Raw genomic sequence first — 18835 nt, 5'->3', positions numbered from 1 at the left:
TGCGGCGGGGCTGGACGTGTGCGGCGGGCCCGGATGTGCCTGGTGGGGCCGGGGGCGCGCGGAGCGCGGGGCGGCCCCACCAGGTCGTTACTCCGTGGCCTTGGACACCGCTTCCGACGCGCCCGGCAGGGGCTGGTCGCCCGGGGCCTGGTCGGGGGCGTTCTCCGGGTGGTGGCAGGCCACCTGGTGGCCCGTCTTCAGGGCCAGCAGCGGCGGTTCCTGCGTCGTGCAGATCTGCGTGGCCTTCCAGCAACGCGTGTGGAAGCGGCAGCCGCTCGGCGGCGCGATCGGCGACGGCACGTCGCCCTTGAGCAGGATGCGGCCGCTCTTCGCGCCGCGCCGCCTCGGGTCGGGCACCGGCACGGCCGACAGGAGCGCCGTCGTGTACGGGTGCATCGGCGCCTTGTACAGCGACGCGTTGTCGGCCAGCTCGACGATCTTGCCCAGGTACATCACCGCGATGCGGTCCGAGACGTGCCGGATGACCGACAGGTCGTGCGCGATGATCACGTACGTGAGGCCGAGCTCCTCCTGGAGGTCGTCCAGCAGGTTGACCACCTGGGCCTGGATCGACACGTCCAGCGCCGAGACGGGCTCGTCCGCGACCACCAGCTTCGGCTTCAGCGCCAGGGCGCGCGCGATGCCGATGCGCTGGCGCTGACCGCCCGAGAACTCGTGCGGGTAGCGGTTGTAGTGCTCCGGGTTGAGGCCGACGAGGGACAGCAGCCGCTGGACCTCCGCCTTGAGGCCGCCCTCCGGCTCCACGCCCTGGAGCTTGAAGGGCGCGCTGACGATGGTGCCCACCGTGTGGCGCGGGTTCAGCGAGCCGTACGGGTCCTGGAAGATCATCTGGATGTCCCGCCGCATCGGCCGCATGCCGGAGACGCCGAGGTGCGTGATGTCCTTGCCCTCGAATTCGACGGTGCCGCCCGTCGGTTCGAGCAGCCGCGTGATCAGCCGGCCCATGGTCGACTTGCCGCAGCCGGACTCGCCGACGATGCCGAGGGTCTCACCGCGCCGGACGTCGAAGTCGATGCCGTCGACGGCCTTGACCGCGCCCACCTGCCGCCGGATCAGTCCCTTGGTGATGGGGAAGTGCTTCATCAGGCCGGTGACCTTGAGCAGGACCTCGGGAGAGTCCGTGGCCTGCGCGGGAATGACCGCCGCTTCCGTCTTCTTCATGTCAGGCGTCTCGGTCACAGCTTCGGCGCAATCTCTTCGGTCCAGATCCGGGTCCGCTCTTCCTGCGACATGTGGCAGGCGGACCAGTGGCTGCTGTCGTCCTGCGTGAGCTCCGGCCGGACCGTACGCGTCACATTGCCCTTGGGTACGTCTGCGTACGGGCAGCGCGGGTTGAAGGCACAGCCGCTGGGGATGTTGATGAGGCTGGGCGGTGAGCCCTTGACCGGGATGAGGCGCTCGGTCTGCTCACGGTCGATGCGCGGCATCGAGCCCAGCAGGCCCCAGGTGTAGGGGTGGCGGGGCTCGTAGAAGACCTTCTCGGCGGTGCCCCGCTCGACGCACCGGCCGCCGTACATCACGAGGATCTCGTCGGCCATCTCCGCCACGACGCCGAGGTCGTGCGTGATCATGATGACGGCGGAGCCGAACTCCTTCTGCAGATCGCGGATCAGGTCCAGGATCTGCGCCTGCACGGTGACGTCCAGAGCCGTGGTCGGCTCGTCCGCGATCAGCAGGTCGGGGTTGTTGACCAGCGACATCGCGATCATCGCGCGCTGGCGCATGCCGCCGGAGAACTGGTGCGGATAGTCGTCGACGCGCTTGGCCGGCTCGGGAATGCCCACCCGGTCGAGCATCTCGACGGCCCGCTTGCGCGCCGTCTTCTTGTCCACGGCGTGGTGGACGCGGTACGCCTCCACGATCTGCGCGCCGATCGTGTAGTACGGGTGCAGCGCGCTCAGCGGGTCCTGGAAGATCATCGCCATCTCGCGGCCCCGCAGCCGGCGCACCTCCTCGGCATCGGCCGACAGCAGTTCCTTGCCGTCGAGCCAGATCTCGCCCGACATCTCGACGGTGGAGCGGCTGCCGCTGCCCACCCGGTGCAGTCCCATGACGGCCAGCGAGGTGACCGACTTGCCGGAGCCGGACTCGCCCACGATGCCGAGGGTCTGGCCCTTCTCCAGTTGGAAGGAGAGCCCGTCCACCGATTTGACGATCCCGTCGTCGGTGGGGAAGTGCACCTTGAGGTCGCGTACGTCGAGGAAGGCCTCGGAGGGACGGCCGCCGGCCGGTCCGGCCCCGTTCCCCTTCGCGGTCGGATCGGTCACGACAGCCTCACCCTCGGGTCGATGATGGCGTAGACGAGGTCGACCACCAGGTTGCACAGCACGATGAAGAATCCGGCGAAGAGGGTGACCCCGAGGATCTTCGGCAGGTCGTTCACCGCGATGGCGTGGTAGGCGTACTCGCCCACGCCGTGGTAGGAGAAGACCGTCTCGGTGACGATGGCGCCGCCGAGGAGCAGCCCGAAGTCCATGCCGAAGATGGTCACGATCGGGGTCAGCGCGGAGCGCAGCCCGTGGCGGGTGACGACCACCCGTTCACGCAGGCCCTTGGCGCGCGCGGTGCGGATGTAGTCCTCGCTCATGGTCTCCAGCATTCCGGCCCGGGTGAGCCGGGCGTAGAGCGCGGAGTAGAGGAAGGCGAGCGTGCACCAGGGCAGGACCAGCCCTTGGACCCAGCCCGCCGGGTCGTCGGCGAACTCCACGTACACGTTGGTGAACACGGGCCAGTTGAAGACAAAGACGGCCAGCGCGAGCGTGCCGGTGAAGAACATCGGCAGCGAGACTCCGGCGAGGGCCACGCCCATCGCGAGCCGGTCGAAGAGCGAGCCGGGGCGCAGGGCCGAGATCACGCCCGTGGTGACACCGGTGATCAGCCAGATGACGGCCGCTCCCAGGGTGAGGGAGGCGGTGACGGGCAGCCGGGTGACGATGTCGGGCCAGACCTCGACGTGGTCCTTGAAGGAGTAGCCGAGGCAGGGGGCGTTGCACTGCGAGGGGTTGGGGCCGAAGTTGAACTCGCGGCCCGCGAAGATGCCCCTCAGGAACTCCCAGTACTGCGCGTACAGGGGCTGGTCGAAACCGAGGTTCTTCTTGACCGCGGCGATGGACTCGGGCGAGGGGTTCTTGCCCACGTACTGCGTGGCCAGCGAGTCGGCCGTGCCGCCGGCCAGCCGGGGCAGCAGGAAGAAGATCGCGAAGGTGATCGCGCTGACGATGAGCAGCAGGAACACCGCGGCGAACAGCCGCCGGACGATGTACACAAACACGAGGGTCGGCTTCGGCGTCCGCCGGTCCGCCCGCTCCCCGGTCGGGGGAGCGGGACGGACCGGCGCGCACTGCTGCCTTCACCTGCCTTCCACGGTTCTGGCAGATCTGGCTGAGAGGGTCAAACTGCCTGCGGACGTACGGCCGGGGTTACTTCAGGCCGATGTTGAGGTAGTCGTACTGACCGCTCCACGCCGGGTTGGAGACCACGTTGCTGAGCTTGGGCGAGCGGTAGTGCAGCACCTTGAAGTAGGTGAGGGGCACGATGACCGCCCGGTCCATGACCTTCTTGTCGATCTCGCCGTAGACCTTCTCGCGGGCAGCGGCGTCGGTGTTGGCGATGTTGTCGTTCAGCATCTTGTTGATCTCGGGGTCGTTCAGCTGCGACAGGTTGGTGTTGCCCGTCTTGCCGATCGCGTCACCGTGGACGACCTGCTGGAGGAAGCCGAAGCCGCTCGGCCAGTCGGCGCCCCACTGCATCATCATGAGGCCGATCTTGTTGTCCTCGGTGAACTTCGGGACGCCCGCGTAGTCGCTGAAGTACTTGCCCGCCGGGAACTGCTGGATCTTGACGGTGATCCCGATCTTCTTCAGGGACGCCTGGATGGCCGTGGCCATGTCGACCTCGCCGGCGCGGTCGTTGCGCGCGGTGATGGTGGTCTCGAAACCGTTCGGCTGACCGCAGGCGGTCAGCGCGGCCTTGGCCTTGGCCTCGTCGCCCTTGTCACCGGGGGTCTGGTAGGTGTTGAAGTCCACGTGACCCGGGATGTCGGTCGGCAGGACGGTGCTGGCGATGGCGCCGCGGGTGGGGCCGCCGAAGGCGGTCTGCACCGACACCTTGTCGATCGCGTACTGCACCGCCTGGCGGCATTCGAGCTTGTCGAAGGGCGCCACCTTGGTGTTCATCGCCATGTAGACCAGGCGACCACCCTCGGCGTTGTCGGTGTTGGGGTCCTTCGAGGTCAGCAGCTCGGTCTGGGTCTGCTGGGCCACACCGTTGCCGACGATGTCGATGTGGGTGTTGCCGGCCTTCAGGTTGGAGTCGATCGTCTCCTGGTTGACCTTCAGCTTGACGACGATCTTTTCCGGGAGCTGCTTGCGCAGCGGGTCCGTGGAGGCGTCCCAGTGCGGGTTGCGGACCAGGACGGCTTCCTTGTCCTGTTCGTACTTCTCGAACATGTACGAGCCCGAGGAGACGATGCTCTTCACGTAGTCCGCGCCGGTGTCCTTGGCCTTCGGCACGGGGGCCGACTGCGGGTTCGCCAGCAGGTAGTCGAACTCGGCGAAGGGCTGCTTCAGCTTGAAGACGATCGTCTGGTCGTCGGGGGTCTCGATGGACTTCAGCCCCGCGTCGGACTTGTCCTTGTACGGGCCCTCGTACGGGGTCTCGTTGTTCTTGAGGTACTGCGCGAGGTAGCTCGGGCCGTTGGAGTGCACGTCCCGCGCGAAGTTGCTGCGTTCGACGGCGTACTTGACGTCCTTGGAGGTGACCGCCGTGCCGTCGCTGTACTTCACGCCCTTGCGGAGCTTGTACGTCCAGGTGGCGCCGCCGTCGCTCGGCGTGCCGAGGCCCTCGGCGAGGTCCGGGACGACCTTGTTGCCCTCGGCGCCCGGGGCGGGCGCGAAGGTGGTCAGCGGACGGGCGTACAGGCGGCTGAAGTTGAAGACGAAGCCGTAGTACGTGTTGCCGGGGTCCCAGGAGTCGGGGGTGTCGGACGCCTCGTAGACGATCGTCCCGCCCTTCTTGTCCGAGGCGTTGACCACGGCCTTGACGGCAGCGTTGGCACCGGCCGACTTGTCGTCGCCGCCGGTCTTGTCACCACCATTGCAGGCGGAGGCGGTGAGGACGACGGTGATGGCGGCGGCGAGCACCGCGGCTGATCTCGACCTGCTTCTCATGGCGGAGTGATGCCCCCTGATTCGGAGTGATGGTGGGTACTGACGGTGCCTCGGCCGGGTGTCCGAGGAACGGGACGGGTCAGCGCGAGCTCTTGGGGTCCAAGGCGTCGCGCAGGCCGTCGCCGAGGAGGTTGAAGGCGAGCACGGTGAGGAAGATCGCCATGCCCGGGACGACCATGAACATCGGGTCGACCTTGTAGTAGTCCACGGCGGAGCTGAGCATTCCGCCCCACGAGGCCTGCGGTGGCTGGATACCCACGCCGAGGAAGCTCAGGGAGGCCTCGAAGAGGATGTTGGTCGGGATGAGCAGGGTGGCGTAGACGAGGATCGGGGCCACCAGGTTGGGCAGCAGCTCCCGGAAGACGATGAAGGGGCCGCGCGCGCCGAGGCTGCGGGCCGCGTCGACGAACTCCCGCTCGCGAAGGGAGAGGGTCTGGCCGCGGACGATACGTCCGATGTAGGGCCAGCTGAAGAAACCGATCACGAAGATCAGCACGCTGATGTGCAGCGGCAGTCCTTCGAGGCCGAAGGCCCCGCCCTGGAGGGCGGCGGAGATGGATATCGCGAAGAGCAGCAGCGGGAAGGCGAGGAAGGTGTCCATCATGCGGCTGATCACCGTGTCGGCCCAGCCTCCGTAGTACCCGGCGATGACGCCCAGCACGGAGCCGATGAACACCGAGACGACGGTGGCTCCGAAGGCCACCAGCAGGGAGACCCAGGAGCCTTCCAGGATGCGGGTGGCGATGTCGCGGCCGAACTTCGGCTCCACGCCGAGGGGATGCTCCCAGCTGATGCCGCCGAGGGGGCCGATGGGGGTGGCCAGGGAGGGGTCGATGAGGTCCTGGTGGAGGGCGTCGGGGTCCAAGCCGAAGATCCACTGGATCGGCTGGGAGAGCATGGCCAGCACCACCAGCAGCAGCACGACCGTGCCGCCGGCCATCGCCACCTTGTCCCGCTTGAGTCTGATCCACGCGATCTGGCCGAGCGAACGCCCCTCGATCCGCTTCTGCGTCAGCCCGTCGGGTATCCCGTCGGTCTGCGGGAGCACCGGCTCACTGGGCGCTGTGGGTGAAGCCGTCATCGTGGTGGGGACCCCTCTCGGCCGACGGTGGCCGGCCCTGGCCGCCGCCGTAGCGGCTTGGTTCACATCGGTGGCACTGTTGGCGTGGGTGCCGGCGGCTGCGTCGGCGTGGGTGGTGCGGCGAGCCTGAAGTCAGCCCGGAGGGCTCTTCCTTGCGGACGGCCCGGATGGCCCGGCCTTCGGTTGGGGGGAGTCTTTATCGGGCTCGCGATCACCCGCCAGACCTGCCGGGGAATGGATGCGCAACCGTAATCTCCGGCCGAACCTCCCGGTATCCGGACTCGTCGCCCGGCTCAGCGGAACAACGGGGTCCGATGCGCACGGACCGGACATCGCGGCCGACGACCCCTGAACGCCGGGATTTTGGCTGGTTATCGGCGCATACGGCCGAGGCCGCACCGGTGAGTTCCGGTGCGGCCTCGGGACGGGCGTCTCGCGATGCGGACGAGGGGGTCTAGGAGCCTCAGTACGTCGGCGCCTGGCCCTCGCGGTCGTAGAAGGGACGGGTCTGCGCGCGCAGCCACATGGCCACGGGGTCGTGCTCGTCCGCCAGCGCGACCGTGCACACCGGGACGCCCTCGGGGACCACCCCGACCGACTGCCGCATCATCTCCCGTACGGATTCCAGCGCGGGCGCGGAGGCGTCGTACAGGTCGAGCCCGACCGCGAGGTACGGGGACCCGAGCGCGGGCTGCACCCAGGCGCGGCGCAGCGACCGGACGGCGGGGGTGCGGTGCGCGTGCTGGGTCAGCAGCCCGTAGAACTGCGGGAGCTCGATGGCGGGCTCGGAGAGCCGCAGCGGGCCGGCCGGCATCCGGTCCAGCCCGGTCGCGATCCGGCGCAGGTCGGCCCAGGGGACGCCGAGGCCGCCGCCCTGGGCGTGCGGGTTGAGCCACAGGCCCCAGCGGTCCGGGTAGAGGGCGCGGGCGATGTCCCGCCCGGTGACCACCTCGTAGCCCCGGTTCCAGCCGCTGGCGGCCAGTTCCTGGGGGGAGGTGACGCAGGGCGCGTACCCGAGGCTCTCGACCTCCATGCCGCCGTACTGGGCGTCCGGGGAGCCCGGCTGCCCCTGCCAGAGCAGCATCCACAGCCGGCCCTCGGAAAGGGCATGCAGGAGCGACTCGTAACTCTCGTAGCGCCCGGGAGTCACCTGGCGCATCATGTGCTCGACCTGCCCGGCCGCGGCCGTGCCTGACGCACTCACCCGGTACCCCTCTTCGTCCGCCCGTCGTCCACGCGTGCCAACAGCTTAAGCGGCGCTACGGGAGGTAGAAGGGGCGTACGCGCTCACGAATCCAGTCCGTGACCGGGTCCTGGGCGGCGTCCAGCAGGATCAACTGCACGGGCCACGGCGGCGGGACACGGGTCAGGGCCCGCCCGAGGGCCTCCATCGGGGCGCCCTGCGTCTCGGGCTCCCATCCCACCAGGCGGACACCGATGAACAGTTCCGGCGTCCCGCCCTCGATGCTGGCGAGGCAGCGGTACGCGGCGGCGACCACGCCGGTGGCGCGGAACTCCTCGGTGGCGGCGGCCAGGAAGTCCACCGGATCGTCCTGCCAGTCGGGCTCGTAGAGCCGGACCCGGCCGCCGGTGGAGGAGCCGTCGAGCGGGGTCCGTCCGGTACGGCAGAGCTCCGCGACGGCGGGCGGGGGGAGCGGCACGCCGACGGCGCCCTCTGGGTTGAGCGCGATGCCGAGCTGCGGGGGCAGGCCGCGGGCGAATGCGACGGCGGGGGCCACCGCGAAGTCCATGCCGGGGCCGACGCAGGCGAGGAACTGGGCCTCGGAGCTGTAGACCGGGACGTACGCCGCCCCGCCGATGTCCATCGTGGGCAGGTCGAGGCTGGGGGCGTCGGGGCCGCCGCCGCCGGGCAGGGGCACCCACACCTGGCTGCGCCCGAGCACCTCCAGGATCCGGCCCCCCGCGTCCGGCTGCCCGAGCGCCGCCCCGAGCACCTGCTCCAGCTCATTCCCCGGCCAGCCGCCGCCTTGCATGTGCCCCTGCCTCCGCCTGTGGTCCCGCCGATGTCGTGCCGATGTCGTGCCGAGGCTATCGGGTGTCCCGGCGGTGGTCCTGTCCGCGCCCAGCTGCGGCGCCGCTGCCGGGCTCTGCCCGGACCCGCGCCTCAAACGCCGGCGAGGCTGAAATACCCAGCCCCGGCGGCGCCGCGGTCGTCAGTCGTGGAAGGCGATCCCGGTCACGGCGGTAGCCGAGCGGCGGTCCAGGAGGGTCACCGAGGCGCAGCCCGGCGGGGGATGGCCGGCCTCCGCGGAGCGGAGAAGGCGGGACACCGCGCCGCGGTGACGGGCGAAGGCGTACGCCGACACCCGGCGCCCCCGCGCGGCCTGGCCGGAGAGGGCCTCCTCGGGGCTGCTGTCCAGGAGGAGCAGGTGCAGCGCCCGGCCCCGGCGGCGCGCGGCCGCCGCGAGCAGCCCCCGTACCCAGGTCTGCGTACCGCAGTCGTGGACGACCACGGAGGCACCGGAGCGCAGGATCCGCCACAGCCCCCAGTAGTGCGCGCCGCGCACGAGCGGCCGGTACACCGCGTACGGCAGCGCCGCCGGCATCCGGCGTTCCCAGCGCTCACGGGTGTCCTGGGAGTCGATGGCCGCGCCCTGCGCCGCCGCCCGCTTGATCAGCGTGCTCTTGCCGCCGCCCGGCAGGCCGGACACCACGACGATGTCCCCTTCCGCGAAGCGGAGCCGCTGCGGGCCGCGCACCGCCGGTCCGCGCAGGTCGCGTACGAGACCGAGGCCGGCGTCCGCCGTCCCCTTGCGCTCGCGCGCGCCGCGCTGCGCCGGCACCGCGTCCACGGTTCCCGTCGTCGCCACTACTCCGAATCTCCGCACAGTGTTCGCCTCCCCCGAATCGGGTCGCAAGGACCCTTGCCCACTGAGTGTAAAGAGACGGTAATCCGGCAGCGCCGGTTCCGGTCCGCCCGCTCGGGGGGCGTACGAACTTTCGGACCCCCACACCCGATCACGGGCATGGCGTGCAATGATGTGCGCCATCTGGACCAACTGCATACCGGCCGCTTGAATCCGCGCGGGAGAGTCCCGGCACGCCGCAAGGCCGTGCGCGGGCGCCGAAGGAGCAAGAACCTCCCTTGAATCTCTCAGGCCCCGTACCGCGTGGATGAGGCAGATCTGAAAAGCGAGCTGCTCGACAGCTCCACCCAAGGTGCAAGTCGGGGATTCCGACGATCGAACGATCGGCGGAACTCTCGGCGAACCTCTCAGGTTCCGATGACAGATGGGGAGGAACGTCCTCGTCATGTCATGTCGATGCCCTGGGACCCGGGAGCCACACCCATGAGCACTGCCCCCCGTCTGACCGCCCTCGATGCGCTGCACCGCTCGCTCGGTGCGACCATGACCGACTTCGCGGGCTGGGACATGCCGCTGCGGTACGCCAGCGAGCGCGACGAGCACAACGCCGTACGCACCCGGGCCGGTCTCTTCGACCTGTCCCACATGGGCGAGATCACGCTGATCGGGCCGGAGGCCGTGAAGGCCCTGGACTACGCGCTGGTCGGCAACATCTCCACCGTCGGCGTCGGCCGCGCCCGCTACACGCACATCTGTCAGGAGGACGGCGGGATCGTCGACGACCTGATCGTCTACCGCCTCGGCGAGACCGAGTTCATGGTCGTCGCCAACGCCTCCAACGCCCAGGTCGTCCTCGACGCCCTGACCGAGCGTGCCGCCGGCTTCGACACCGAGGTCCGCGACGACCGCGACGCGTACGCGCTGATCGCGGTGCAGGGCCCGGAGTCCCCCGGCATCCTGAAGTCCCTGACGGACGCCGACCTGGACGGCCTCAAGTACTACGCCGGTCTGCCGGGCACCGTCGCGGGCGTGCCCGCGCTGATCGCGCGTACGGGCTACACCGGCGAGGACGGCTTCGAGCTGTTCGTCTCCCCCGAACACGCCGTGGAGCTGTGGCAGGCGCTGACCAAGGCGGGCGAGGGCGTCGGTCTGGTCCCGGCCGGTCTGTCCTGCCGCGACACCCTGCGCCTGGAAGCGGGCATGCCGCTGTACGGGCACGAGCTGAGCACCTCCCTGACCCCCTTCGACGCGGGGCTGGGCCGGGTCGTGAAGTTCGAGAAGGAGGGCGACTTCGTCGGCCGCGCCGCGCTGGAGGCCGCCGCCGAGCGCGCCGCCACGAACCCGCCGCGCAAGCTGGTCGGTCTGGTCGCCGAGGGCCGCCGCGTCCCCCGCGCCGGTTTCCCCGTCGTCGCCGACGGCATGGTGATCGGCGAGGTCACCTCGGGCGCCCCCTCCCCGACGCTGGGCAAGCCGATCGCGATGGCGTACGTGGACGCGGCGCACGCCGCGCCCGGCACCTCCGGCGTCGGCGTCGACATTCGCGGTACGCATGAGCCGTACGAGGTCGTGGCGCTGCCGTTCTACAAGCGGCAGAAGTAGTTCCGCACACCACGTCCGCCGTACGCGTACCCGTTCGGCGTACCCGTTCGGCGCCGTCTCAGTACCCAAGACCACAGTTCGTATCCACTCCCCCGCATCCAGGAGAATCAGGTCATGAGCAACCCCGAGAAGCTGCGTTACACCAAGGAGCACGAGTGGCTGTCGGACGCCGTGGACGGCGTCGCGACGGTCGGCATCACGGAGTTCGCGGCCAACGCGCTCGGTGACGTCGTCTACGCCCAGCTCCCCGAGGTCGGCGACACCGTGACCGAGGGCGAGACCTGCGGCGAGCTGGAGTCGACGAAGTCGGTCAGCGACCTGTACTCCCCCGTCTCCGGCGAGATCGTCGAGGCCAACCAGGACGTCGTGGACAACCCGGCGCTCGTGAACACCGCCCCGTTCGAGGACGGCTGGCTGTTCAAGGTGCGCCTCTCGGAGGAGCCGAAGGACGCGCTGTCCTTCGAGGAGTACACCAAGCTCACCGCCGGTAACTGACCCCAGGGGACCCTGATGTCTGTACTGAACACCCCTCTCCACGAGCTCGACCCGGACGTCGCCGCCGCTGTCGACGCCGAGCTCGTACGCCAGCAGTCCACCCTGGAAATGATCGCGTCGGAGAACTTCGCTCCGGTCGCCGTCATGGAGGCCCAGGGATCGGTCCTGACCAACAAGTACGCCGAGGGCTACCCCGGCCGCCGTTACTACGGCGGTTGCGAGCACGTCGACGTGGTCGAGCAGATCGCGATCGACCGCATCAAGGCGCTGTTCGGCGCCGAGGCCGCGAACGTCCAGCCGCACTCGGGTGCGCAGGCGAACGCCGCCGCGATGTTCGCGCTGCTGAAGCCGGGCGACACGATCATGGGCCTGAACCTGGCCCACGGCGGTCACCTGACCCACGGCATGAAGATCAACTTCTCCGGCAAGCTCTACAACGTGGTCCCGTACCACGTCGACGAGACCGGCCAGGTGGACATGGCCGAGGTCGAACGCCTCGCCAAGGAGTCCAAGCCGCAGCTGATCGTCGCCGGCTGGTCCGCGTACCCGCGCCAGCTGGACTTCGCCGCCTTCCGCCGGATCGCGGACGAGGTCGGCGCGTACCTGATGGTCGACATGGCGCACTTCGCGGGCCTGGTCGCCGCGGGTCTGCACCCGAACCCGGTGCCGCACGCCCACGTCGTCACCACCACCACGCACAAGACCCTCGGCGGTCCGCGCGGCGGTGTCATCCTGTCGACGCAGGAGCTGGCGAAGAAGATCAACTCCGCGGTCTTCCCGGGCCAGCAGGGCGGCCCGCTGGAGCACGTGATCGCGGCCAAGGCGGTCTCCTTCAAGATCGCGGCCTCGGAGGACTTCAAGGAGCGCCAGGTGCGCACCCTGGAGGGTGCGAAGATCATCGCCGAGCGCCTCGTGCAGCCGGACGTCACCGAGGTCGGCGTCTCCGTCCTGTCGGGCGGCACCGACGTGCACCTGGTCCTGGTCGACCTGCGCAACTCCGAGCTGGACGGCCAGCAGGCCGAGGACCGGCTCCACGAGATCGGCATCACGGTCAACCGCAACGCCATCCCGAACGACCCGCGGCCGCCGATGGTCACCTCGGGTCTGCGGATCGGTACGCCGGCCCTGGCCACGCGCGGTTTCGGCGCCAAGGAATTCACCGAGGTCGCCGAGATCATCGCGGCCGCGCTGAAGCCGGCCTACGACAGCGAGGGCCTGAAGGCGCGCGTCTCGGCGCTCGCCGCGAAGTTCCCGCTGTACCCGTCGCTCTAGCCAACGGCTTGGAAGGGCCCGGCCTTGCTCGTGCGCAGGCCGGGCCCTTTTCATGACCACCCTGCCGCTCTTCCGCTTCTTCCGCTCTTCCGCTCTTCCGCTCTTCCGCTCTTCCGCCGATCCGCCGCACGAAGCCGGACCGGACCTCCCGCGCCCGCCGGGGCGAGCGGCACCCCGCCCGACCCCTCCGCGTAATCCTTCCCACCTCGTCCGGCAGGCGAGGCGTTCACCTCACCGCGTTAAGCTCGTCTGTCGGACAAAATCCGAAGAATCCACCTCTCCTGCCCCCTCCCACCCCACGAGCAGACAAGGGAGTCCGCCACCGTGGCCATCTCCGTCTTCGATCTCTTCTCCATCGGCATCGGTCCCTCCTCCTCCCACACGGTCGGTCCGATGCGCGCGGCGCGCATGTTCGTGACGCGGCTGAAGAAGGACGGCGTGCTCGCCCAGACCGCCTCCGTGCGGGCCGAGCTGTTCGGGTCCCTCGGCGCGACCGGCCACGGGCACGGCACCCCCAAGGCGGTGCTCCTGGGCCTGGAAGGCCACTCCCCGCGCACGGTGAACGTCGAGACCGCGGACGACGAGGTGGAGCGCATCCGCAAGAGCGGCCGCCTGCGGCTGCTGGGCGCGGAGATAGGCGATGGCCACGAGATCGCCTTCGACGAGCCGAACCAGCTGATCCTCCACCGCCGGCGCTCCCTGCCGTACCACGCGAACGGCATGACGCTCTTCGCGTACGACGCCGCCGGCACCCCGCTGCTGGAGAAGACCTACTACTCGGTCGGCGGCGGTTTCGTCGTGGACGAGGACGCGGTCGGCGAGGACCGGATCAAGCTCGACGACACGGTGCTGAAGTACCCCTTCCGCTCCGGCGACGAGATGCTGCGCCTCGCGAACGAGACCGGCCTGTCGATCTCCTCGCTGATGCTGGAGAACGAGAAGGCCTGGCGCACGGAGGACGAGATCCGCGAGGGCCTCCTCGAGATCTGGCGCGTCATGCAGTCCTGCGTCGCGCGCGGCATGTCCCGCGAGGGCATCCTCCCGGGCGGCCTGCGGGTCAAGCGCCGGGCCGCCGCCACGGCGCGCCAGCTGCGCACCGAGGGCGACCCGATGCTGCACCGCAGCGAGTGGGCGACGATCTACGCGATGGCGGTCAACGAGGAGAACGCCGCGGGCGGGCGGGTCGTGACGGCCCCGACCAACGGCGCCGCGGGCGTCCTGCCGGCGGTGCTCCACTACTACATGAACTTCGTACCCGGCGCGGACGAGGACGGCGTGGTCCGCTTCCTCCTGGCGGCGGGCGCGATCGGCATGCTGTTCAAGGAGAACGCCTCGATCTCCGGCGCCGAGGTCGGCTGCCAGGGCGAGGTGGGCTCCGCCTGCTCGATGGCGGCCGGCGCCCTCGCCGAGGTCCTCGGCGGCACCCCGGAGCAGGTCGAGAACGCGGCCGAGATCGGCATGGAGCACAATCTCGGCCTCACCTGCGACCCGGTCGGCGGCCTGGTCCAGATCCCCTGCATCGAACGCAACGGCATGGCTGCGGTCAAGGCGGTCACGGCCGCCCGGATGGCGATGCGCGGCGACGGCAGCCACAAGGTCTCCCTCGACAAGGTCATCAAGACCATGAAGGAGACCGGCGCAGACATGAAGGTCAAATACAAGGAAACGGCCCGCGGCGGCCTGGCGGTCAACGTCATCGAATGCTGACCCCCACGCGATGACGTATCCCGCCCGCCCCCGGTTGCAACCGCGGGCGGGCGGTGGGTGTCCTAGTCAGTGACACTCTGTCCCCGTCTCTCGAGAATCGAGGGGACGTCATGGTCCACCCGCGTCTCCGGCAGTTCGTGGCCGTGGCAACCGGCGTTCTGCTCGCCGCCTGCCTCTCCTTCGCCGCGCCTGCCTCGGCCTCCACCACCACCACCGCCGCCACCCAGACCCAGACCCAGACCCCGCTCATCGTCAATGCCCGCTGGGGCGGACACGCCACGTTCGACCGGATCGTCATCGACCTGCAGGGGTACGCCCCGGGGACGACCGTCACTCCCGTCTCGCAGCTGATCTACGACGGGTCCGGGAAGCCCGTGCCGCTGGCCGGGAAGTACTTCCTGGAGATCCGCCTCAACCCCGCCGCCGCGCACAACGACGCGGGCGAGAGCGTCTACCAGGGGCCCAAGCTCCAGAAGATCTACCTCAGCAAGCTCAAGGGCATCGCCATGACCGGCGACTACGAGGGGTACGTGACCTTCGGCGCCGCCTTCGACACCCTGCCGTACTACCGCGCCTACTCCCTGCACTCGCCGGAGCGGTTCGTCGTGGACATCGCCCACTGAACCGGTGCGACCGACGGGCCCGGGGGCACCGCACGCGCCCCGGGCCCGCCGGCGCGGTCAGCGGTGCTCGGGGTTGGGGAAGTCGAAGCGGCAGCCCGCGTCCCACTCGGACCGCTGGTTGCCGTGCGCGGGGATGCCGCCCGAGCGCTTGAGCAGGGCGGCCAGGTGCATGAGGTTCCAGCTCATGAAGGTGGTGTTCCGGTTGGTGAAGTCGTTGTCCGGGCCGCCCGAGCCGGGATCCAGGTAGGAGGGCCCGGGCCCGGCCTCGCCGATCCAGCCCGCGTCGGCCTGCGGCGGGATCACGTAGCCGAGGTGCTGGAGGCTGTAGAGGATGTTCATGGCGCAGTGTTTGACGCCGTCCTCGTTGCCGGTGATCAGCGCGCCGCCGACCCGCCCGTAATAGGCGTACTGGCCCTGCTCGTTCAGCAGGGAGGAGCAGGCGTAGAGCCGCTCGATGACCTGTTTCATCACGGAGCTGTTGTCGCCGAGCCAGATGGGCCCGCAGAGGACGAGGATGTCGGCGTCCATGATCTGGCTGTAGAGGACCGGCCACTGGTCGCTCTCCCAGCCGTGCTCGGTCATGTCCGGCCAGACTCCGGTCGCGATGTCGTGGTCGACGGCGCGGACGAGCGAGGTCCGGGCACCGGCCGCTTCCATGACGGCGCGGCTCCTGTCGATCAGCCCCTCGGTGTTGCTCGTCTCGGGCGAGCGCTTGAGTGTGCAGTTCACGTACACGGCGCTGAGGTCTGAGTAGGTGTAGTCGGCAGCCACGCCCTCAGCCTGAACAAGGCGGGCCGAAGCCGCCACCGGGCCGCGCCCGTACGGGGACGGCTGCCGCAAACCTAGGATGGCGCCATGTCCCTGCCGCACGCCATCCTCACCGCCCTGCTCGAGAAGCCCTCGTCCGGGCTGGAGCTGACCCGGCGCTTCGACAAGTCGATCGGGTACTTCTGGTCGGCGACGCACCAGCAGATCTACCGCGAGCTCGGACGGCTGGAGGAGGCCGGGCTGATCCGGGCGCTGCCCAGCGAGGTGCCCGTGCGGGGGCAGAAGAAGGAGTACGAGGTGCTGCCCGCCGGCAGCGCGGAGCTGGCCCGGTGGGTCGGCGAGAGCCAGGACCCGAAGCCGATGCGCGACCCGCTGCTGCTGCGGATCCGCGCGGCGGGTGTCGTGGGGCCGCAGGGTCTCGGTCCCGAGTTGCGGCGCCATCTGGAGCTGCACCAGCGCCAGTTGGCCCAGTACGAGGCCATCGAGGAGAAGGACTTCCCGCCGGGGCGCGACGCCGTGGAGGACCGGCTGCGCCGGCTCGTCCTGCACGGCGGGATCGCCCTGGAGACGTTCTGGCTGCACTGGCTGGAGGAGGCCCTCGCCGAGGTCGAGGACATGTCCGGGCCCCGGGCCTGACGACACGCGCTCCCGCCCCGGTCGGCGGGCCGGACCGGGGCGGGAGCGGAGGGGCTACTTGTTCAGGGAGGCCCAGAACTCGTCGAAGCTCAGCAGGCCGTCGCCGTTCGCGTCCTTGGCGGCGATCACGGCGTCCGCTATCGGGCCGGTGACGAACGGGTCGCCCATCGCCGCCATGGCCGCCTTGAACTCGTCGGCCGTGACGAATCCGTCACCGTTCACGTCGAACTTGCCGAACGTCGTCCGTGCGCTCTCGATGTCCGCCACTGGGTCCACCCCTTCTTGGTGCTTGTTGACCGGCTCAGGGTAGCGGCCGCCCCGAAGCGCCTCCGACGCGGGTCCCGTTCGAGCGGCAGATAGAAATGCGATTACCCTTCCGTAATGCGGAAGCGATAATTCCAGCCAACAATTTCGGCCCCCACTTGTCACGCTCCGGCGCCACGGCATAACGTAACGGCATTGCCGCCACACCAGGAGCGCAGGGCTCCCAGGGACAAGCGGCAACAAGGGCGATCACATAGGTGACGATCACAGCTGACGCATCATTCGAAGTTCTGCCCTTCACACGCACCTGCCGCCATATCTGGGAAGACGGCGACCATGTGCTCATCGGAGTGAGTCCTGGCAACAGCTACTTCAGCTCCGAGCGCATCACCAGTCTCGCCCAGTGGGCCACGACCCGCTTCGCACAGGTCGACTTCGTGTACGCAGACCTCCACGTGGACCGGATGTTCGCCGCTTTCGGCTACACCCGGGAGCATGCGGAGAAGCGCGCCACGAAGGAAATCAAGGCGGTCCGGCGGCGGATTCTCAAGGGCGTGGAGGAGTCAGGGCCTCCGCAGGCCGAGATCCGAGTGAGGGCACTTTCGGAGTTCCAGTCGAACCCCGTTTACCAACTGCTCCACCGGCGTGTCCTGCATTTTCTGGAGACGGACGCCGAATTCCGCAAGGGCTGCGAGGAGATGGCCCTGCACTTTGTCGGCTCCAAGTTGCCGGAAGGTGAATCAATAACAGACGAACAGTTGCAAGTCTGTTTCGATTACATGGCGGCCGAGCTGCCCTTCTTCGTGGACACCCCGAGCATTCTCGACGTGCCGTCCTCGGTGGCGGCCTATCACGTCAAGATGCCGCTGACGGATGTCCTCTTCGCGCGCGGCGGGGGCCTGCGCGCGACCCGCAACCAGGCGTACGCCGTCGTACGGCCCGAGGCCGCGACGGCCGCGCCCGGGAACGCCGCGCCGCAGAACGCCGTGCCCGGGAACGCCGCGCCCCAGAACAACGTGAACCACGCACCAACCGAAAGGATCGTCGATGAGCGTCGAGCAGCTTGAGGGCCAGGAGATCCGGGAGCGGCAGCCGCTCCTCGACTTCCCGCTCTCGCGGCGCGGTGACGTGCTCCCGGAGGAGTGCGGCTGGCTGCGCGAGAAGGCTCCGGTCGCCAAGGTCCGTACCCTCACCGGGGACACAGGCTGGCTGGTGAGCAGCTACGCGCTGGCCAAGCAGGTGCTGGAGGACGAGCGATTCAGCCTCAAGGACACCGCGAACGCCGGGGTCCCGCGCCAGTACGCGCTGACGATCCCGCCCGAGGTCGTCAACAACATGGGCAACATCAACAGCGCCGGCCTGCGCAACGCCGTGATGAAGGCGCTCAACCCGCGCCAGAAGGGGCTCCAGGACTGGCTGCGCGCCAAGGCCGGTGAGCTCATCGACGAGATCGTGGCCGAGGGCGGCCCGGCCGACCTCCGGGCGGGGTTCGCCGACCCCTTCTCGGCGGCCATGCACTGCCAGGTGCTCGGGGTGCCCTTCGAGGACTGGCGCCGGCTGATGTCGGGGCTGGACGTCGCGTTCATGACCGCGCGCGAACCGTTCGCCGATTCGGCCCTCAACTGGTACAAGGACGTGGGCTACTTCGTCGACCAGCTGAACGTCCAGCTGGCGCTCACGTCCGAGGAGCGTACGGGGCTCCTCGGCAGGTTCGCCGAGCTGAAGGAGGCGGACCCGGAGTCGGCGCACCTGACCGACGACATGTTCGCGACGGTCGCCGTCTCGCTCTTCGGGGCGGGCGCGGTGTCCACGTCCGCCTTCCTCACCCTGGCGGTCCTCGCGCTGCTGCAGAAGCCCGAGCTCATCGAGTACCTGCGCCGGCACCCGGAGCGCATGGGCAAGGCCGTGGACGAGCTGCTGCGCTGGAACCTGTCCGTCGGCGACGGCCTGCCGCGCATCGCCCTCGCGGACATCCAGGTCGGTGACGTGCTGGTGAAGGAGGGCGAGCTCGTCCTCGTCCTCCTGGAGGGGGCCAACTTCGATCCGGAGGCCTTCGAGAACCCGGACGAGCTGAACCTGGAGCGCGAGAGCTCCCAGTCCCATCTCGCCTTCGGCGCCGGCCGGCACTTCTGTCCGGCGTCCGCGCTGGGCCGGGCGCACGCCGAGATCGCGCTGGAGGTGCTGGTCGAGCGGCTGCCCGGGCTGCGGCTCGCGGTGCCCGCCGAGAACCTCGTCTGGCGTACGGGCTTCATCAAGCGACTGCCGGAGCGTCTTCCGGTCGCCTGGTAGGAGTCCGTAGCCGGACGGGTCGACGACGGTGTCCCGGGGGTTTGTGCGAGCTCCCGGGGCACCGTCGTGTCCGGCCCTGGCGGC

At 69.5% G+C, this 18835-nt stretch carries 18 protein-coding genes and 1 riboswitch; of the genes, 8 read left to right on the top strand and 10 right to left on the bottom strand.

From position 1 onward, the window contains the following. Nucleotides 1-87: 87 nt before the first annotated feature. The 8 genes from ACZ4TV_RS10390 to ACZ4TV_RS10355 form a co-directional block, all read right to left on the bottom strand. Nucleotides 88-1182: an ABC transporter ATP-binding protein gene (locus ACZ4TV_RS10390; protein ID WP_468132865.1), complete on the bottom strand. Its 1095-nt coding sequence runs from the start codon at nt 1180-1182 to the stop codon at nt 88-90. Nucleotides 1183-1196: 14 nt separating this feature from the next. Beyond that, entirely contained in the window at nt 1197-2288 is a 1092-nt protein-coding gene (locus ACZ4TV_RS10385; RefSeq protein ID WP_468132776.1) for an ABC transporter ATP-binding protein, read from the bottom strand. Beyond that, entirely contained in the window at nt 2285-3292 is a 1008-nt protein-coding gene (locus tag ACZ4TV_RS10380; RefSeq protein WP_468132774.1) for an ABC transporter permease, read from the bottom strand. Before ACZ4TV_RS10380 ends, ACZ4TV_RS10385 begins: the two co-directional genes overlap by 4 nt. A 148-nt stretch (nt 3293-3440) precedes the next feature. Next, on the bottom strand, nt 3441-5189 hold the full coding sequence (locus tag ACZ4TV_RS10375) for an ABC transporter substrate-binding protein (protein ID WP_468132772.1): 1749 nt from the start codon (nt 5187-5189) through the stop codon (nt 3441-3443). Nucleotides 5190-5268: 79 nt separating this feature from the next. Further along, on the bottom strand, nt 5269-6270 hold the full coding sequence (locus ACZ4TV_RS10370) for an ABC transporter permease (protein WP_468132770.1): 1002 nt from the start codon (nt 6268-6270) through the stop codon (nt 5269-5271). A gap of 463 nt (nt 6271-6733) precedes the next feature. Next, the gene (locus ACZ4TV_RS10365) at nt 6734-7474 is read right to left on the bottom strand and encodes an enhanced serine sensitivity protein SseB C-terminal domain-containing protein (protein ID WP_468132768.1); all 741 of its coding nucleotides are present in this window, start codon (nt 7472-7474) and stop codon (nt 6734-6736) included. A gap of 55 nt (nt 7475-7529) precedes the next feature. Then, nucleotides 7530-8264 carry an enhanced serine sensitivity protein SseB gene (locus tag ACZ4TV_RS10360; protein ID WP_468132766.1) on the bottom strand — a complete coding sequence of 245 codons (735 nt, stop codon included), beginning with the start codon at nt 8262-8264 and terminating at the stop codon, nt 7530-7532. A 180-nt stretch (nt 8265-8444) separates the two neighbouring features. Beyond that, complete coding sequence (locus tag ACZ4TV_RS10355) at nt 8445-9101, bottom strand: AAA family ATPase (RefSeq protein ID WP_468132764.1); 657 nt, start codon at nt 9099-9101, stop codon at nt 8445-8447. Between the two features lie 205 nt (nt 9102-9306). Continuing rightward, a riboswitch (glycine riboswitch) is annotated at nt 9307-9410 on the top strand. Nucleotides 9411-9581: 171 nt separating this feature from the next. Here ACZ4TV_RS10355 and gcvT point away from each other — a divergent pair. The 5 genes from gcvT (at nt 9582) to ACZ4TV_RS10330 (ending at nt 14794) form a co-directional block, all read left to right on the top strand. Beyond that, a complete protein-coding gene (gene gcvT, locus ACZ4TV_RS10350) occupies nt 9582-10697 on the top strand; it encodes a glycine cleavage system aminomethyltransferase GcvT (protein WP_468132762.1) in 1116 nt (371 codons plus the stop codon). Between the two features lie 114 nt (nt 10698-10811). Beyond that, the gene (gene gcvH, locus ACZ4TV_RS10345; protein ID WP_468132760.1) at nt 10812-11192 is read left to right on the top strand and encodes a glycine cleavage system protein GcvH; all 381 of its coding nucleotides are present in this window, start codon (nt 10812-10814) and stop codon (nt 11190-11192) included. Nucleotides 11193-11207: 15 nt separating this feature from the next. Next, nucleotides 11208-12464, top strand: coding sequence for a serine hydroxymethyltransferase (gene glyA, locus ACZ4TV_RS10340; RefSeq protein WP_468132758.1), 1257 nt, complete (start codon nt 11208-11210; stop codon nt 12462-12464). A 324-nt stretch (nt 12465-12788) separates the two neighbouring features. Next, nucleotides 12789-14171, top strand: coding sequence for an L-serine ammonia-lyase (locus tag ACZ4TV_RS10335; protein WP_468132756.1), 1383 nt, complete (start codon nt 12789-12791; stop codon nt 14169-14171). A gap of 110 nt (nt 14172-14281) precedes the next feature. Beyond that, complete coding sequence (locus tag ACZ4TV_RS10330) at nt 14282-14794, top strand: AMIN-like domain-containing (lipo)protein (RefSeq protein WP_468132754.1); 513 nt, start codon at nt 14282-14284, stop codon at nt 14792-14794. A 57-nt stretch (nt 14795-14851) separates the two neighbouring features. On the opposite strand, the gene ACZ4TV_RS10325 is transcribed toward ACZ4TV_RS10330, so the two are convergent. After that, nucleotides 14852-15565 carry a flavodoxin family protein gene (locus tag ACZ4TV_RS10325; RefSeq protein ID WP_468132752.1) on the bottom strand — a complete coding sequence of 238 codons (714 nt, stop codon included), beginning with the start codon at nt 15563-15565 and terminating at the stop codon, nt 14852-14854. A gap of 84 nt (nt 15566-15649) precedes the next feature. On the opposite strand from ACZ4TV_RS10325, the gene ACZ4TV_RS10320 reads away from it, so the two are divergent. Then, nucleotides 15650-16198 carry a PadR family transcriptional regulator gene (locus ACZ4TV_RS10320; protein WP_468132750.1) on the top strand — a complete coding sequence of 183 codons (549 nt, stop codon included), beginning with the start codon at nt 15650-15652 and terminating at the stop codon, nt 16196-16198. A gap of 54 nt (nt 16199-16252) precedes the next feature. Here the strand turns inward: ACZ4TV_RS10320 and ACZ4TV_RS10315 are convergent, their stop codons facing one another. After that, complete coding sequence (locus ACZ4TV_RS10315) at nt 16253-16465, bottom strand: EF-hand domain-containing protein (protein ID WP_468132748.1); 213 nt, start codon at nt 16463-16465, stop codon at nt 16253-16255. Between the two features lie 254 nt (nt 16466-16719). Between ACZ4TV_RS10315 and ACZ4TV_RS10310 the strand changes: the two genes are divergently transcribed. After that, nucleotides 16720-17529: a tRNA-dependent cyclodipeptide synthase gene (locus ACZ4TV_RS10310; protein ID WP_468132746.1), complete on the top strand. Its 810-nt coding sequence runs from the start codon at nt 16720-16722 to the stop codon at nt 17527-17529. Beyond that, the gene (locus ACZ4TV_RS10305; RefSeq protein WP_468132744.1) at nt 17510-18751 is read left to right on the top strand and encodes a cytochrome P450; all 1242 of its coding nucleotides are present in this window, start codon (nt 17510-17512) and stop codon (nt 18749-18751) included. The genes ACZ4TV_RS10310 and ACZ4TV_RS10305 overlap by 20 nt, the downstream gene beginning before the upstream one ends. The last annotated feature ends 84 nt before the right edge of the window (nt 18752-18835 follow it).

The organism is Streptomyces sp. NPDC028910, assembly GCF_055564955.1.
This window is presented reverse-complemented; position numbering and strand designations above follow the sequence as displayed.